Genomic DNA, 16,469 nt, shown 5'->3' with positions numbered 1-16,469 from the left:
GTATGTTTGAGGACGTTCTTTTTTCTCAGGAAAATCAGTTGGGTGTTATTACTCTGAACAGGCCTGCCGCGCTTAATGCGCTTTCCTTGCCGATGATATTGGCAATGCAAAAGCAATTGGAGACCTGGAAAGGGGATAGCAGTATTCACGCGGTGGTTATCAAGGCAGTTCCTGGAAATGCATTTTGTGCTGGTGGTGATGTGCGTTGGTTGTATAATTCCGGACGCAGCAAAGAATCGGAACAAATGCAGTTTTTCTGGCATGAATACAGGCTTAACCATTTTATCCATCATTTAGGGAAGCCTTATATTGCGTTGATGGATGGCATTACCATGGGGGGCGGTGTTGGTGTTTCTCTGCATGGCAGCCATCCCATTGCCAGTGAGCGTTTTGTTTTTGCCATGCCTGAAACGGGAATTGGTTTTTTCCCTGATATAGGGGCCAGCCACCTTTTAACCCGTTGCCCTGGTGCCTTGGGTATTTATTTAGGGTTGACGGGTAATCGATTGGGACCTCAGGATGCAATGAAAGCTGGTTTGGTCAGGCATATAGTCTCTTCGGAAAGGATGGAGCAACTGTTTGATGCCTTGAAAAATGAAGATTTGTCTGAAGATGCTCATGCGCGAGTCGATCAATGCGTGCGCGCTTATGCCAGAGAACACAGTGACGCTGAAATCAGCCAGATTAAACCTTTAATTGATGTTTGTTTTGCCCAACCTACCATTGAAAAAATAAGGGCAGCCCTGCAAAAAGCGGAAGGAGTCTGGGCTACGGGGGTGGATAATACCTTGGGGCAAAAATCTCCCTTGAGTTTGAAAGTGACTTTGGCTCAATTACAAAAGGCAAAAGGCTTATCTTTAGCTGAATGTCTGAAAATGGATTTTGATTTGGTTGAACATTTTATGCATAGCAGTGATTTTTATGAAGGGGTACGATCGTTATTGATTGTTAAAGATAAAAATCCACAATGGAAACCACCAACTCTTGATTTGGTTACCGAAAGCATGGTGGTCAATTATTTTGAGCGGTCGCACACGGGCCTTGAATTGATTATTTGTTAAAAAGCAGGAGGTAAATACCTCCTGCTTTCTTTACGCCAGACAGCGATGGTTTTCATGTCTTTCACATACATGTGAAAAATAGTACTTCAGACCAGATACAAATATCTTTTCTCCATTGTCCATCAGGAAGATTCGTTCAGGTTGTAATTCAACATAATTTGAATCCTTCAGAGCGGCCTGATAAACGCTGCCGGCAAAACTGAATACCCATCTGTCTAAAAAAGGTAAGATTTTTTCCGGATCGTTAGAGAAGAAATTTTGGTAGATATCAGTAAACAGTTTATTACTCATTTCATAATTACTGCTGAAATAGAAGTTACTTCTGTCTTGCTGGTATTCAATAAATGGCGGAGTGTTTGGCTTTTTCTTCATTCCAGCTGCAATATTCAAGGCTATAACAACCCCTTTGGCCGATTCGATATTAAGTTTTGTACCTAAAAAGTCAGTGCCGTTGTTCTGGCTCAGATAATCTTTAAGATAATCAATTGCTTCATCGGTTTTAGGATCAAAATAGCTGTTAATAAAGAAAGAGGTGGCATAATTAGTGTCAGGATCGTAACCACAACTAATCAGGATATTGTATATAAATTTATCGGAAGTAATATGGCTGAATACGGTTTCCTCAATTTGTGCATTGACCTGTTCACAAGTGATCTCCTTACCTTTCAGTTCATTGGAAATACGGATAATTTGAGTGGGAAAATCAACAGTCCTTGTTAATGATTGCAGCTGATTCAATCCTTCTGATTCATTGCTGTATGTGTTCACAATGGTGTTTTTACTTACCGGATTTTGTAAAAACCTTAATTTATCGGTGGAGGGTTCGGTATGTCCGAAAGCGTATAAAGGGAACAAAACCAGAGGGACAACAAAATAGTTAAATCTCATGGCAAACTCCTTTTGTTTGTATAAATTAAATCCTTTAATTTATTGCACTGATAGAGTGGCTTCACTTCGAGTATACATGAATCAATTTAAATGGCTATAGAGGAGTAGTCCAATCTGCGTCGCGCTTAGGACGACGTAGATTGGGGAATCTAAATCATGCTCTGTGCCGCAACAAAAATTCCGCTTCCTGACGGTCGCGGCTCGGTTTCCGGTGCACGATGAAGTAAATGCGAAAGCACGAAAACCGAGCCGCGACCGTCAGGAAGCGGAACAGTTATATTGGCAGGAACACGAGTCGGAGTAAGGCGTAGCCCGGTTGCTCGCAACCGGGATCGGTCATGATGTTTCCCGGCTGCAAGCAGACCGGGCTACAGATCGAAGTGGAAGCGAAGTCCGGATCAATAAAGTATATTCAGGCTATGGCAAAGCGAAATTCCAACATAAACAATAATGGGCAGGCTTCTGACTAATTTCTTATTCATCATTATGTTCTCCTGAAAGGGCTAATGATTTCTTACATCAAGAATTGTGCCTGTTTTCCGCAGATCATCCCCGATCCCCGTCGTCCTGAGCGCGTCTTTTGGCGCGAAGGACCTCCAAGTATTGGCACCATGCCGTTTTCAGGAGATCCTTCGCGCCAAAAGACGCGCTCAGGACGACGGGGATCGGGGAACGGCGGCAAATGCGGAAATAAATTGCCGCTTATTGGACAGAAATTCGCTTTGTTTTCATGAATGGTTCACAAAAAATTGTTAGTTTCCCGCTTTTGCCTTAGAATTCACCCTAATTATTGAATTATAGTTAGAGAGCATTATGTCTGATTTTTATCAGGACTTTAATAAAAGACGTACTTTTGCGATTATTTCGCATCCTGACGCCGGTAAAACGACGGTCACAGAAAAATTACTGCTGTTCGGAGGTGCTATTCAGTTAGCGGGTACTGTAAAAGGCCGTAAGGCTGACAGGCATGCCACTTCAGACTGGATGGAAATGGAGAAGGAAAGGGGAATTTCCATTACAACCTCAGTAATGCAGTTTGTCCATAACAACCATGTCATGAACTTGCTCGATACACCGGGACACGAAGACTTCTCTGAAGATACGTATCGTACCTTAACCGCGGTAGACTCTGCCTTAATGGTTATAGATGTGGCTAAAGGGGTAGAGGACAGGACGGTTAAATTGATGGAAGTATGCCGTCTTCGTGATACGCCCATCATGACCTTTATTAACAAGCTTGACCGCGAGGGACGTGAACCTATAGATTTGCTGGATGAAGTAGAGTCAGTCCTGGGAATTCAATGTGCTCCAATTACCTGGCCTGTTGGCATGGGCAAGCGATTTAAAGGAATTTATCATCGTTATGAAGATGTAGTATACCTTTATCAACATGGTAAGAACGCACAAAAGCAGGAAGCGGTACAGATTAAAGGTCTTGATAATCCTCAACTCGATGAGTTATTGGGAGAAAGCGCCCAGGAACTGCGTGACGAAATTGAATTGGTGAAAGGGGCTTCACATGAATTCAACCTTGAAGATTACCTTGCCGGTAAAATGACTCCTGTCTATTTTGGTTCGGCGATAAACAATTTCGGTATTAAAGAGTTATTAGATGATTTCGTCCAATACGCCCCAGGTCCTCAGGCACGTGCAACCCAGGAGCGAATTGTAGAGCCAGGTGAGGAGGCATTTAGCGGTTTTGTCTTTAAAATTCAGGCTAATATGGATCCTAAACATCGCGACAGAATAGCATTCGTCCGTGTATGTTCTGGTGCTTATAAAAAGGGTATGAAACTGAGTCACTTGCGTATAGGTAAAGAAGTGCAAATTGCTAATGCCTTAACGTTCATGGCCGGTGATCGATCCCATACCGAAATTGCTTTATCAGGCGATATTATTGGTTTGCATAATCACGGAACGATAAGAATCGGCGATACCTTTACTCAGGGAGAACAACTCAAATTTACCGGAATTCCCAATTTTGCTCCAGAGCTATTTCGTCTGGTGCGTTTAAAAGATCCGTTGAAAAGTAAGGCCTTATTGAAGGGTTTAATTGAGCTTTCAGAAGAGGGGGCGACACAGGTATTCAGACCATTAAACAGCAATCAGCTGATTTTGGGGGCGGTGGGCATACTGCAGTTTGATGTGGTTGCTCATCGTTTGAAGCATGAGTATAAAGTAGATTGTATTTATGAATCAGTCAGTGTCACTTGCGCGCGCTGGGTTTATGCCGAAGACGATAAGGCAATGACTGAATTTCGTGACAGAGCTTACGATTATCTGGCTCTGGATGGCAGTGATACGCTTATGTATCTTGCTCCAACCCGAGTTAATTTAACTATGGCGGAAGAGCGCTACCCTAAAATCAAATTCAGGGCAACGCGAGAGCATTAAGGCTGAGTGAGGATTGTAGCCTGTATTAGCGAAGCGTAATACAGGATCAAAGCGGCACAATTCCCTGCTTCCGCCAATACGCACGGGCGTCCCCCTCTCAAGACGATGGGGAGGCCCCATATGGCCACCCTACCAAGTTGACATCGAGCTGGAATCATCCAAACCAATGAATGGTTTTTCTCCTTCGGCCCTTTGCAAAAAGCTCCTTATTTGCGCGTCTTCAAAATCCTCTATCATGCTCGTAAAATGAGTCAAAGGGAAAGCCTGTGATTTATTCAGTTCACGAATTAATTGCACCAAAAAGAGCCCTTCAGGGTTTTTAAAACAAGGTTGATCAAAATTATATCTATTTTTCCAATCCGGCTGATGGGTTATCTCGGGAATGGGTAATTTTCCACAAGCTAATTCATATAAGGTATTTGCCAAAGTCTGACGTTGCAGCCGATCAAGATGTACGTCCTTATCATCATAAACTGAGGATTGATAATATGCTGGTGTCATGCTTACCCTATTTCGTCTTATTTTATTATTTGGCGATAAAATAAGCCCTTTGATGTCATTAATCACTACATAGTCTTCATTTGCCAACATAGGTAACAGGATATTTTCTGGTTTCAAGTCTGTATACCAAATATTCTGCAGATTTATCTTTCTCAAGAATGCAATTATCTTTTGGGCATAAATGAGCACTAACTGATTTGTATCAATTGATTTTTTATCTTTCTGCTCACGAAGCTTTTTAAAATGATCTGCCAATGAGCCGCGCTCATAATACGGGCTAAACTCTAAATAAGTGACTTCCTGGCGATCATCTTCGACGGGGGTTAATAAATAGGGCATAGGTAATTCATCAACATTCTGTAATGAATCTCTAAGGCAACGTGGTGAAATACCGGCAGAGTCTTCCTGACTTCCGACTCGCAAAAAGCGCATGATAAAAAAGCGATCTTTATCCAGCTTCACCCTCACTACGGGATTATTACTCCCACCCAGATTAACGACCTCTATACCTTCATCGATTTCATGCAATTGTTGTTCAATTAAGGTTCTGAAGCTGTCCTTGCCTTCATATCGTCTGTATATAGCTATCATGTCAGCTTGTTCTGACAACTCATTGATTGACGTTATTATCGTTTTCTCTTTGATAGTTTGTTGAATGACCCGGTCTATCTGAAATAAAGGATGTGCAGCAAACCAATTCTTAATAGGTTGTTTCGCTGAACCACCACCCACTTTCTTGCGGTGAAAAGCCACCAGCTTTTGATATAAAGGGGTTAATTGTTCTGGTTGATTCAAAGCGCACTCATTCATCGCCTTTAATATTTTGTTTAACGATTTGATTTGCTGCTTTGTGGTACGACTATAACTTAGTCCTTTAGTAGGTAGTAAATTAAACATAGCTATCCAATCCTTGGTAAACTTAGTTTAATAATAGTACATTGAGCACAAAAATAAATAAATAATTTGTATCAGACAGGTGGAATAAAGATAATTGGTGATTTGCAGCGGCAAATCACCAGTCTAAAAAGGAGGGGGACTAGGTACTGCAAGTCGCTTTAATTGTGTGCTTGCCTTCGTTGGTAATTTCTACCTTTGCGCCTGATTCAGCACTTAATTTGATTACATCACCATTGTGAACGGTCAGTCGCAGACTGTCTCCTTTAGATAAAGGGATGTCATTAACTTTCCCTTTTTTAGCTTTTGCAATAGCAACAAGATCATTGCTGGCATCCTGGGTCGTAATTTTACAATTTGCACTTACTTCCCAGTACATATAATTAATAAATTCCTGAGGTTGATTAGGGGGTAAATCGTATTCAACAGTAACACCAGCTTTCAATACGTGGCTGGTTGCTGCATAAAGGCCTGTACTTAATGATGCAGTTGCGCAGAGCAGGGTAAGACCGATTTTTCGTAGCATAGATGTCTCTCCAGTGTGAAAAATTAACGGGCTAAGATACATTTATTTTGCTTCTTTGGCAAATTTAACGTCATTTACGCAGTGACTGTAAGAAAATCAGTCGAATTTCAAGTATAGTTCAAAAATAACTATGTACCTAGTTTTTGTTTAGTGGCGGAGTTTGTAGCCCGGTCTGCAAGCAACTGATCTTTGCTCTTCCCCGATCTACGTCGTCCTGAGCGCGTCTTTTTGCGCGAAGGATCTCCTGAAAGCGGCATGGTGCCAGTATTTGGAGATCCTTCGCGCAAAAAGACGCGCTCAGGACGACGTAGATCGGGGAAGGTAAACCACTACAGGCAAAGATGTGTAGATGAGTCAGCTAGTAGCCCGGTCTGCTTGCAGCCGGGATCGTGCCACCTCGATCCCGGCTGCAAGCAGACCGGTCTACGGTAATTACATTTCGTTCAGGGCTTTGGATATTGATTCTGTCATTACTTTTGCGTCTCCAAATAACATGTACGTGTTATCGTGGAAGAATAAACTGTTTTCAACACCGGCATAGCCTGGCGCCATACCTCGTTTAACAAATAAAACTGTTTTTGCTTTTTCTACTTCCAATACAGGCATACCATAAATAGGCGAGCTGGCATCTGTCTTTGCAGCAGGGTTGGTAATGTCATTGGCACCGATAACAAAGGCAACATCACAAGCCGCAAAATCACGGTTAATTTCACTCTGCTCAAATACACGATCATAGGGAATATTGGCTTCGGCAAGCAATACATTCATATGTCCGGGCATGCGTCCGGCCACTGGATGAATCGCAAAGCGTACCTTGATATTACGGGCTTCCAGTGCATCGACTAACTCTTTAACGGCATGTTGTGCATGGGCGACTGCCATTCCATAACCAGGTACTATAATAACGTCTTTGGCATTACTTAACAGAAAGGCTGCATCTTCTCCATTACCCTGTCTTACCGTTTTTGACTCATCGCCAGCATGGTGTTGCAACTCATTTCCTGCACTGCTGATGCCACCGAAAATAACATTGAAAATGGAGCGGTTCATACCAACGCACATGATATAACTTAAGATGGCGCCACTTGCACCCACTAAAGCCCCGGTGATAACCAGCAAGTCATTACTCAGGGTAAATCCTATACCTGCTGCGGCCCATCCTGAATAGGAGTTAAGCATGGAGATAACCACCGGCATATCCGCACCACCTATAGGGATGATAAGTAATACCCCAAGCAGGAATGCAAGTCCGGCCAAGGTGCCAAAGAGTATTAAACTTTGATTCATGACGAATAAAATGAATAAAACTACAATAGCCAGGCCAATAACCAAATTAACCATTCCCTGCCCAGGAAAGCGTACTGGCACGCCTGACATGATTCCCTGCAATTTTAGAAAGGCAATAACAGAACCAGAGAAGGTGATAGCACCAATGATTAAGCCCAGGCTCATTTCTATAAGACTGGCTTTAGCGATTGCCCCGGGATAACCAATATGAAATGATTCTGGCGACAGGAAGGCACAAAATGCTACCAAAACCGCTGCCATACCGACTAACGAATGGAATGCCGCTACCAACTGGGGTATGGCGGTCATATTAATCTTCAAGGCAATCAGGGTGCCGACAATCCCACCTGCTGCGATTAAACCCAGCAAAAGATAATGATGGAATATTCCGGGCATCATCAGCGTAGAGCCAATTGCCAGGGTCATACCTAAAATTCCCAGCACATTTCCCCTTCTGGATGTGGAGGGGCTGGCCAATCCTTTCAGTGCCAGAATAAAACATATTGCTGCTAATAAATAAAATAGTGGAACAATTGAGTTCATAGCTGATTCCATCCGTTAAATCACATTATTTTTTGTACATGCGAAGCATGCGTTGCGTCACCACAAATCCACCAAAAATATTAATTGACGTGATGAATATGGCCAATCCACCTAACCAGGTAATGGGGCCAACCAACGGACTGCCAGCGGCAATCAAGGCTCCTAAAACGATAATACTGGAGATGGCATTGGTGACTGACATTAATGGGGTATGCAGGGCGGGCGTTACTTTCCACACCACATAATAACCAACGAAACATGCCAGGACAAAAATGGTAAGAATGGTGATGTAGGGGTTGCCTGCCGCATTAATTTCATGCATTTTGTTTCTCCTTTGTAGCCTGGAAGGGTAAATAATTACCTGCATGGCATAAGACGGCCTGCTGAATGATTTCATCTTCAGGATTTAATTTCATTTCAGCAGGTTTGGGTGCCAGAAGGCTGATGAGATGCACCAGATTATTGGCATACAGATCGCTTGCGGTTGCCGGGACTAATCCTGCCATATTGCTTAAGCCAATTACTGTAATTTCGTCATGTTTTACTGTTTTATCCAGCACACTGATTTCACAGTTGCCGCCGCGGGATGTGGCCAAATCAACGATGACTGATCCGGGCTTCATTTCATCTACAGTTTTTTTATACAGCAGAATAGGGGCTTTACGGCCGGGTATTAAGGCGGTTGAAATGACAATGTCAGATATTCTAGCATAATGGTCTATGAGTTCGGCCTGGAGTTTTTTATATTCTTCACTGACTTCAGCTGCATATCCGCCTTTGGTCTCACCGTCTTGTTCCTGGCTTACCTGAATGAACTCTGCACCCAGGCTTTCAACCTGTTCTTTGGCTGCAAGCCTGACATCGAAAGCATAAACAACGCCTCCCAAGCGTTTCGCTGTAGCGATGGCCTGCAAACCAGCAACTCCAGCGCCGAGAACCAATATCTTGGCAGGTTGAATCATGCCAGCAGCGGTCATCATCATGGGAACTGCGCGATGGTAGTGGGTGACTGCTTCTAATACAGCCCTATAACCTGCCAGGTTTGCCTGAGAGGATAAACTGTCCATGCTTTGTGCACGGCTGATGCGTGGAACCAGATTCATTGAAAATAAGTTAATCCGATTTTTTTGACACCATTGAATCAGCTTGCTTTGGGGATCATTATCAATATGACCAATGATTAAAGAACCTTCCGCCAAACCCTCCACATCTTTGGGGGCGGGTTCATTGACGCAAAGAAGAATAGCAGTTTGCTTGAGAAGCGCTTTTTTATCATCACTTATTTGCGCACCAGCTTTTTGGTATTGCTCATCAGCAAAACCGGAACTAAGGCCTGCGTCCTTTTCTATAACAACGTCAAACCCCATTTTTATGTATTGTTTAGCAGAATTTGGAGTTATCGCTACTCGAGTTTCATACCCTTTTTCCAATAAGGCTGCAATTATCATGGTGAGTCCTTTTGACCAATGTAGAATCTATCCTATTGTAAATTAGAATAATTTGCTACAGGTTCAAAAGTCAAATGCATGCAAGAGGGTAATAAAAAGGGCGCATACAATGCGCCCCGTTTAATGAATTTGAAGGTATAGACAGCAAGATTGAATACAGTCCTGGTCACTAAAGTGGACTCCTCCGGAATGCTTTTGGCTTCTTAGTCGAGCTAAGCGTGCTCACCACATTCTCAATCTGGCTTCCTGGATTGTGATATTGGCTGAACAATGATTACCGTCTATGGTTCAATAATAGGCCACTATCTTTCTATATTCCACTGATAGGGCACGGTTTATTGCAAAGATATCGTTAAGTAATACCTCAAGCCTGTCTTTTAAACAGAGACATGCCAAAAGGCAGCGATACATTTCGTCTGGCCACATGTTTCGTTGCCGCACCTGTTTTTAAAAAAATCTGGGTAAAATAAATTTTACCTTTTTGATCACGGGCAATGCCTATGCCGGTAAGATTATAATTTCCATCAATATTTCTCTTGTGTCCTGGGCTGCGTAACCAGTTCCTTACTACATCCTGAGCATCTTTATAGTTATAAGCAACATTTTCAGCACCAGCATTTGAGTTTTTGATTTGCGCATGCAACCTGTCGATACGACTTTTGAAATACTTATGACCGAAAGGCATGGTATGGTTGGCCATATCAATAGAGTGATTTTTTGCTTCTCTCACAATGCGCTCATCCATTTTCAACGGAGCCAGGCCACGTTTTTGTCTGTATTCATTAATGTGCACCAGAATGGCATTTTGAATCGCCGTGTCACTACGTTTACTCACAGCTTGCTTTTGGGCATAAGCAGACTGGAAAAAAGTGATTAAAAAGAAAAGTAAAACAAATGCGTTTTTTATTTTATTAGAATACATCGCTACAGCCTCATGAGAGTTAGAAAACTTATTGGGCTGAATGGTTACTAAAAATCAGGCATTTGTCTATAGTTTGGAAGAAGTAAAAATAATCAACTGGATTTTAATGTATACATTTGGAAATAAAATAAATATAAATGTAGCTTGGTCTGCTTGCAGCCGGGATGTCGTTCCCCGATCTACGTCGTCCTGAGCGCGTCTTTTGGCGCGAAGGATCTCCAAATATTGGCACTATGCCGCTTTCAGGAGTTCCTTCGCGCCAAAAGACGCGCTCAGGACGACGTAGATCGGAGTAATGGCAAAAGAGACATCTGCTTGCAACTGGGCAACGTTCATTGGCTTAATTTTTTAATTGCATCCTGTAAGCCTTCTACCTCTCCTGAGTAATGGTAATAAATTCTGCTCTGGGAGCAATCGATAATAGATAAAGGTTCCTGTGGTTTATCACCAAATTGTTTGAATATCCAGAACAATCCTTCTGAATAGTCATTATCAATTTCGGTCAGTAAATCCAGCATTTTATCTTCTTCTATTTCAGAGTGAGTACAGACCATGTCAGAAGATGATTGGGTTATTCGGTACGCGTAATGTTTTTCTTTCATGATGATACTCCATTAACTTCATCACTGATGCGAGGGAATTGTCTAAATTATAGCAGATCTGTGGGGCGGTGAAATATTGATCCCGTATTACGGCTGGCGCCTAATACGGGCTACGGACTATGGGAAGAGAACGGATTGTAGCCCGTATTAGGCGCCAGCCGTAATACGGGAAAATCACATGGATATGATCAAAGATTAACTGAAAGCCCCAACAAGACCGCATGTAAAACAGGTATGTTAGAGATTCGTCCGGTTTTAGTATAAGTATCCAGTTTAAGATTAGGATCACTGCCATACACGCCTTGATACAGAAGATTCAAACTGGCTAGTGCGGTCACAGGGTAGCCCAATCCAGCCTGAATTTCACCCGCAAGTTGAGTCAGTTCATTTATTGGCTTATGCTCAATTTGCCAATATCGATAAGCGATACCACCCTTTAATTGAGCAAAGAAAGAACTGCCAAACAAAGGATCACTTTTAGCTGTAACTAATAAATCCAGCATTGGGCCAAGTGTTGTTTTTACCGGAAGCCATTCCAGCATTGCTAAAGTTTCATAGGGAATATCGAGTTTCATATGATTGCCATTTTGCAACCCTAACTCCAGCCCCCAGGCTAAATCTCCAGTAAGTAATAGTTCATTGCCTAATGCCAGGCGAGCCAAGGCTGTTTTACCGTCTTTGGAATGGACATTTTGATATTTGCCATTTCCTACACTTGCAGTAATAGACCATGGCTGATCCTGGGAGGTTAATTCAGGAGAGTAGCCGTCAGCACAGGCATTAAGTGATAATAAAATTCCTAAAGCAATTGATTTCATTTTCATTTGTCGTATCCCAAATTGAATGGGTTTATTCTGACATTGAATTGTGCTTCTGTTAAGACATATAAAGCAGATATTATGAGATATTTTGAGAAATTATTTTGGCGGAGAGAGAGGGATTCGAACCCTCGATACGTTTCCGTATACACACTTTCCAGGCGTGCGCCTTCAACCACTCGGCCACCTCTCCAAGCGGGCAAGAATATACTTGTCAGGGAATAAATGCAAGAACCAGATGCAGATATCAGGATGCAATAAGGTCTTAAGCATGTATTAATCATTTCGCATTGACTAAAAATTATTGATTTTGTGTTAATAATGATGTATTTTGTGCGCAATTTATCAGGATAGAGGTTTTCTGTATGTCATTTCAACATTCTATGCAAAAGGGTGTTTCTGATTTTAGTTACATCATTGGCCAGGGTTTAATTTATGGCGGAGGTGCAAGCCTTTTGGTTATGGCTGCGGTAGGCACAGTGGCTATTGACCTCGTGTTGCTGGCTTATGCAGATAAAACGCATAACGACTTTTTAACCGGATTTATTCTTGGATCCATGTTTTTCGGCCCTCAGGTTGATCCATTACCCTTGTTGATTGCCTCTCCCATCACTTCCCTGATTGCTGTAGGTTTATCAGTAGCTTTGGGTGTGCCTATGATTGGCGCTGCAATCCTGGCTGGCTGGGCATTTGCTGCGACATTACTGGCAGTAGGCTTTGGTCTGGTTGCATTATCTGAAGCAATTGAGCCTGAACCAGAAGAATCTTATATTTTTGCGCCTTGCTAAGAGCAGTGCCCGTATTAGCGCATAGGCTCTCTCCGATCCACGTCGTCCTGAGCGCGTCTTTTTGCGCGAAGGATCTCCTGAAAGCGGTATGGTGCCAATATTTGGAGATCCTTCGCGCAAAAAGACGCGCTCAGGACGACGGGCTTCTAACATAGAATGGGAATAGGCGGAATGGGGGTGAGCGTTTTATGTGCATTTTGAGCAATCATTGATTATACTTAAGTTAATCTGGAATAATCCTCATAGGTTGCATCATGATACGTCGTACTTTGGCAGCTTCTTTGATGGTTGTATTGAGCAGTCCTGTCTGGTCATTTGAGTGTTTTCTTACCTTGGTAAAAGACAGTTGCTGGACCAACTATAACGTATCTGTGGATGTCGTTGATGCGTCAACGTTACAAAAACTCTTTACAGTGACCGCACCTGCCGGACAATCATGGGCAAGGGAGAAATTTGCCTGTACGCCACAGCAGACGCTACAATATATTGCAAGTTTTAATCCCATTTTTTGGCAAAATGACGAAGGTAAAACATACCCTGGTGTCAGAAGCTGGACTCTTCCCGCTAAAGTTAATCCTAGTGATTTGGCCTGGACTATCCCTGTATGCTATTCAGAGGAATTTTCTCAAGTACCTTTGCCGCCAGAAGCCAAAGGTAATTGTACCTGTGATTTTGACAGTATTCCTGCTCCTAAACCGAACTAGAATTTTAAATCAACGGGCGAAATGCACAAAGATACCAGTTAACTCGTGGTGTTAGCTTGGATCTTTGTGTATTATTCCTAGCTTAATTATTGATGGAGCAGGTAATTGATTACTCTAAGAAATAAAATCGGCCAAATGCTGGTCATGGGATTTAGTGGCACGGAGATTAATGACAATAGTCCGGTTGCCCAATGGTTATCCAATGATGGTTTAGGTGGTGTTTTATTATTCGATAAGGATTTATCTACTAATCTTTATGGCAAAAATTTAAAAAGTCAGGCGCAAATCAAACATTTAATATATCAGCTTCAGGATTATGCATCACGAGTTCCTTTTTATAATGAAGAACAGCCACTGTTAACTGCTCTCGATTATGAGGGGGGTGTTGTAGACAGATTGACCCATATTGATGGCTGCATGTCTACTATGAGACCTGCCGAGCTTGCCAAATTATCTTTATCCGAGTTTAACGAAGAGGCAGGGCAAATGGCTATGACTCTAAGTTCTTTAGGTTTTAATCTTAATTTTGCCCCGGTAGTTGATTTGAATTTAAATGATCACGAGGGGATTATCGGCAAGTTAGGCCGCAGCTTTTCTGCCGATCCTGAATTGGTTGTTCGGGTTGCCAGACAGTTTGTTGAAGTGTTTAACCGTCATGGGATCGCATGTTGTTATAAGCACTTTCCTGGACATGGCAGTGCGGTAGGAGATACTCATGAAGGTTTTGTTGATGTGACCGAAAGCTTCCATTTCGATGAGTTAGCGCCTTACCAGGCTTTGCTGGGAGATGTCTATAAACCGGTAATGGTCATGACGGCACATGTGGTAAACAAACATTTGGATAGCAAAGGCTTGCCCGCTACACTGTCTTATGAAATTCTCACCGGCTTATTACGCGAAACTGTAGGCTATGATGGTGTTATTATCAGTGATGATTTACAAATGCAGGCCATAGCTAATCATTACTCTTTGGAAGAGGCTTTGTGCCTGACCATTAATGCCGGTTCTGACATGATAATATTCGGTAATCAGTTAGGTAGTATTTCTGCGCCAGAAGTTATTGATCATATAGAACAGCTGGTATTGCATAAAAAAATTGATATCAATCGTATTGATGATGCTTATAGACGAATCGCTCGGTTTAAGCAACAGATTAAACGTATTGAATTAGTTAGTAGTTAGTATAGGACTCACTGCCATTAAGGTAAGGAGTTCCGCCGTCCCGCGGCTTGTCCGCGGGATCCAGGAATCTCACTTCGAACTTAGATCTCTGGATACCGCGGACAAGCCGCGGTACGGTGGAGTATCGCTTAACTTAATGGCAGTGAATATAGGACTGTAGCCCGGTCTGCTTGCAGCCGGGATGTTGTCCCCAGATCTACGTCGTCCTGAGCGCGTCTTTTTGCGCGAAGGATCTCCAGATACTGGCACCATGCCACTTCCAGGAGATCCTTCGCGCAAAAAGACGCGCTCAGGACGACGTGGATCGGGGAATGGCATTGGCTCCTGCGTCCTCGGTTTGTCCCGGCTGCAAGCAGACCGGGCTACGGTCCTGGGATTTAATTATGATAAATCTATTGACGAAATTTATTAATGTGTTAAAATATTTCGAAATGTTTAAAAATTAATCAATTGTGACGGTGTTTATGATAATCAAATTGCTGCATTTTACCCACCCATTCTCAAGTTCTGATATCAAGTCAGTATGTTGTTGCTGTTAAATCCGTAACTCTTTATTTTTATTCCCTATTTTAAGGATTTAAACATGTGTGCAGCACACCAGCAAAAAACAAAATTTATTTTCAGTACCCCGGTAATTTATGCGTTAATGATAGGTCTTGGTATTGCCAGCGGAATGTCCGACATTGCCTTTTTGAAAAGTCTTGGCTTGCTGATATCTGATTTATTTATCAAAATTTTCAAATGCATCAGTTTACCTATTATTTCTTTGTCCATTATTGTTACTCTGGCCAACTACAAAACTGACGGAGTAATGAAGCGTATCTGGCAAAGAACAATTAAATATACCTTTCTGACTACTATTGTGGCCGCCTTAATCAGCTGCGTGCTGTATATTTTGATTAATCCAAGTACTGTACAGGTTAATCTGGATGCACATGCATCCAATGCAGCAACTAATCTGGGCTATTTGGGTTATCTTGCCAATATTATACCCACTAATATCTTATCACCTTTCCTTGAACAACAAGTGATGGGCGTATTGGTATTAAGTATTGTCATAGGATTTGCTGTTCGCCAAATACCTGAAGACGAATCACGTGAAACCATTACCCGCTTTTTCCGTGGGGCTCACGGCATGTTTTTAGTCATGACTCGCTGGATTATTACTTTAATTCCTTTAGGCTTGTTTGGTTTTATAACTTCGACAGTAGTTCAGTTACGTTCTGGTATGGATATTAAAGGAATAGGCGAGTATTTACTGATTATCGTTATGGCCAATTTGATTCAGGGCTTTGTGATTTTGCCTCTGTGGTTGAAAATGAATGGCATCAACCCCTTTGCTACCATGCGCAAAATGATACCTGCTTTATCTGTCGCGTTTTTCTCCAAGTCTTCGGTAGGAACTTTACCGGTTACTATGAATACGGTAGAGAATAATCTGCAGGTTAAACCACAGATTAGCCGTTTCGTTTTGCCCTTATGCACCAGTATTAACATGAATGGCTGTGCGGCTTTTATCTTTGCCACGGTGATTTATTTAATGCAAAACCATGGTATGCCAGTGTCTTATTCCATGATGGGTGTCTGGGTTGTAGTTGCGACTATTGCTGCAATTGGTAATGCGGGCGTTCCCATGGGATGCTTCTTCCTGAGCGTCAGCCTGTTATCCAGTATGAATGTTCCAATTACCTTAATGGGAGTTATCTTACCCTTTTATGGATTAATTGACATGTTGGAAACAGCCTTAAACGTCTGGTCAGATGCCTGTGTTACTAAAGTGGTGAATGATAAGGCTATCGCAGATGAAACTGTTAGTGCACAGCTTCCAAAAGCATCTCTGACAGAATTGGAATTGGGATAAATTCCCGGTTGCAAGCAACCGGGCTACACCAGGACAAAGGTGCCTGGTAG

At 42.4% G+C, this 16,469-nt stretch carries 15 protein-coding genes and 1 tRNA gene; 6 read left to right on the top strand and 10 right to left on the bottom strand.

The features are described from left to right. The first annotated feature begins 2 nt into the window (after positions 1-2). Positions 3-1,061 (top strand): enoyl-CoA hydratase/isomerase family protein, encoded by a 1,059-nt coding sequence (locus tag B094_RS0109085; protein ID WP_018577494.1) that lies wholly within the window; start codon positions 3-5, stop codon positions 1,059-1,061. Between the two features lie 30 nt (positions 1,062-1,091). Here B094_RS0109085 and B094_RS0109080 read toward each other — a convergent pair whose 3' ends face one another. Continuing rightward, positions 1,092-1,949, bottom strand: a complete 858-nt coding sequence (locus B094_RS0109080; protein ID WP_018577493.1) for an Lpg0189 family type II secretion system effector — start codon at positions 1,947-1,949, stop codon at positions 1,092-1,094. 813 nt (positions 1,950-2,762) lie between these two features. Between B094_RS0109080 and B094_RS0109070 the strand changes: the two genes are divergently transcribed. After that, positions 2,763-4,343 (top strand): peptide chain release factor 3, encoded by a 1,581-nt coding sequence (locus tag B094_RS0109070; RefSeq protein ID WP_018577491.1) that lies wholly within the window; start codon positions 2,763-2,765, stop codon positions 4,341-4,343. A gap of 129 nt (positions 4,344-4,472) precedes the next feature. On the opposite strand, the gene B094_RS0109065 is transcribed toward B094_RS0109070, so the two are convergent. The 9 genes from B094_RS0109065 to B094_RS0109015 form a co-directional block, all read right to left on the bottom strand. Then, entirely contained in the window at positions 4,473-5,741 is a 1,269-nt protein-coding gene (locus B094_RS0109065; RefSeq protein ID WP_018577490.1) for a protein kinase family protein, read from the bottom strand. Between the two features lie 139 nt (positions 5,742-5,880). Beyond that, positions 5,881-6,264: a hypothetical protein gene (locus tag B094_RS0109060; RefSeq protein WP_018577489.1), complete on the bottom strand. Its 384-nt coding sequence runs from the start codon at positions 6,262-6,264 to the stop codon at positions 5,881-5,883. Between the two features lie 432 nt (positions 6,265-6,696). Continuing rightward, positions 6,697-8,094, bottom strand: a complete 1,398-nt coding sequence (locus B094_RS0109055; RefSeq protein WP_018577488.1) for an NAD(P)(+) transhydrogenase (Re/Si-specific) subunit beta — start codon at positions 8,092-8,094, stop codon at positions 6,697-6,699. A 25-nt stretch (positions 8,095-8,119) separates the two neighbouring features. Beyond that, complete coding sequence (locus B094_RS0109050) at positions 8,120-8,416, bottom strand: proton-translocating transhydrogenase family protein (RefSeq protein WP_018577487.1); 297 nt, start codon at positions 8,414-8,416, stop codon at positions 8,120-8,122. After that, the gene (locus tag B094_RS0109045) at positions 8,409-9,542 is read right to left on the bottom strand and encodes a Re/Si-specific NAD(P)(+) transhydrogenase subunit alpha (RefSeq protein WP_018577486.1); all 1,134 of its coding nucleotides are present in this window, start codon (positions 9,540-9,542) and stop codon (positions 8,409-8,411) included. Before B094_RS0109045 ends, B094_RS0109050 begins: the two co-directional genes overlap by 8 nt. A 364-nt stretch (positions 9,543-9,906) precedes the next feature. After that, entirely contained in the window at positions 9,907-10,464 is a 558-nt protein-coding gene (locus tag B094_RS0109035) for a CAP domain-containing protein (protein ID WP_018577484.1), read from the bottom strand. Positions 10,465-10,796: 332 nt separating this feature from the next. Then, positions 10,797-11,066: a hypothetical protein gene (locus B094_RS0109025; RefSeq protein WP_018577482.1), complete on the bottom strand. Its 270-nt coding sequence runs from the start codon at positions 11,064-11,066 to the stop codon at positions 10,797-10,799. Between the two features lie 188 nt (positions 11,067-11,254). Next, positions 11,255-11,884 carry a hypothetical protein gene (locus B094_RS0109020; protein WP_040524144.1) on the bottom strand — a complete coding sequence of 210 codons (630 nt, stop codon included), beginning with the start codon at positions 11,882-11,884 and terminating at the stop codon, positions 11,255-11,257. 105 nt (positions 11,885-11,989) lie between these two features. Next, positions 11,990-12,077, bottom strand: a tRNA-Ser gene (locus tag B094_RS0109015). A 172-nt stretch (positions 12,078-12,249) separates the two neighbouring features. Here B094_RS0109015 and B094_RS0109010 point away from each other — a divergent pair. The 4 genes from B094_RS0109010 to B094_RS0108990 all read left to right on the top strand — a co-directional run bounded on the left by B094_RS0109010 (position 12,250) and on the right by B094_RS0108990 (position 16,419). Beyond that, positions 12,250-12,672, top strand: a complete 423-nt coding sequence (locus B094_RS0109010) for a hypothetical protein (RefSeq protein ID WP_018577480.1) — start codon at positions 12,250-12,252, stop codon at positions 12,670-12,672. Between the two features lie 254 nt (positions 12,673-12,926). Next, positions 12,927-13,376 (top strand): hypothetical protein, encoded by a 450-nt coding sequence (locus B094_RS0109005; RefSeq protein WP_018577479.1) that lies wholly within the window; start codon positions 12,927-12,929, stop codon positions 13,374-13,376. A 105-nt stretch (positions 13,377-13,481) separates the two neighbouring features. Continuing rightward, on the top strand, positions 13,482-14,558 hold the full coding sequence (locus B094_RS0109000; protein ID WP_018577478.1) for a glycoside hydrolase family 3 protein: 1,077 nt from the start codon (positions 13,482-13,484) through the stop codon (positions 14,556-14,558). 583 nt (positions 14,559-15,141) lie between these two features. After that, a complete protein-coding gene (locus B094_RS0108990; protein ID WP_018577476.1) occupies positions 15,142-16,419 on the top strand; it encodes a dicarboxylate/amino acid:cation symporter in 1,278 nt (425 codons plus the stop codon). Positions 16,420-16,469 lie beyond the last annotated feature (50 nt).

Origin of the sequence: Legionella shakespearei DSM 23087 (assembly GCF_000373765.1) — a bacterium.
GTDB lineage: Bacteria > Pseudomonadota > Gammaproteobacteria > Legionellales > Legionellaceae > Legionella > Legionella shakespearei.
This window is presented reverse-complemented; position numbering and strand designations above follow the sequence as displayed.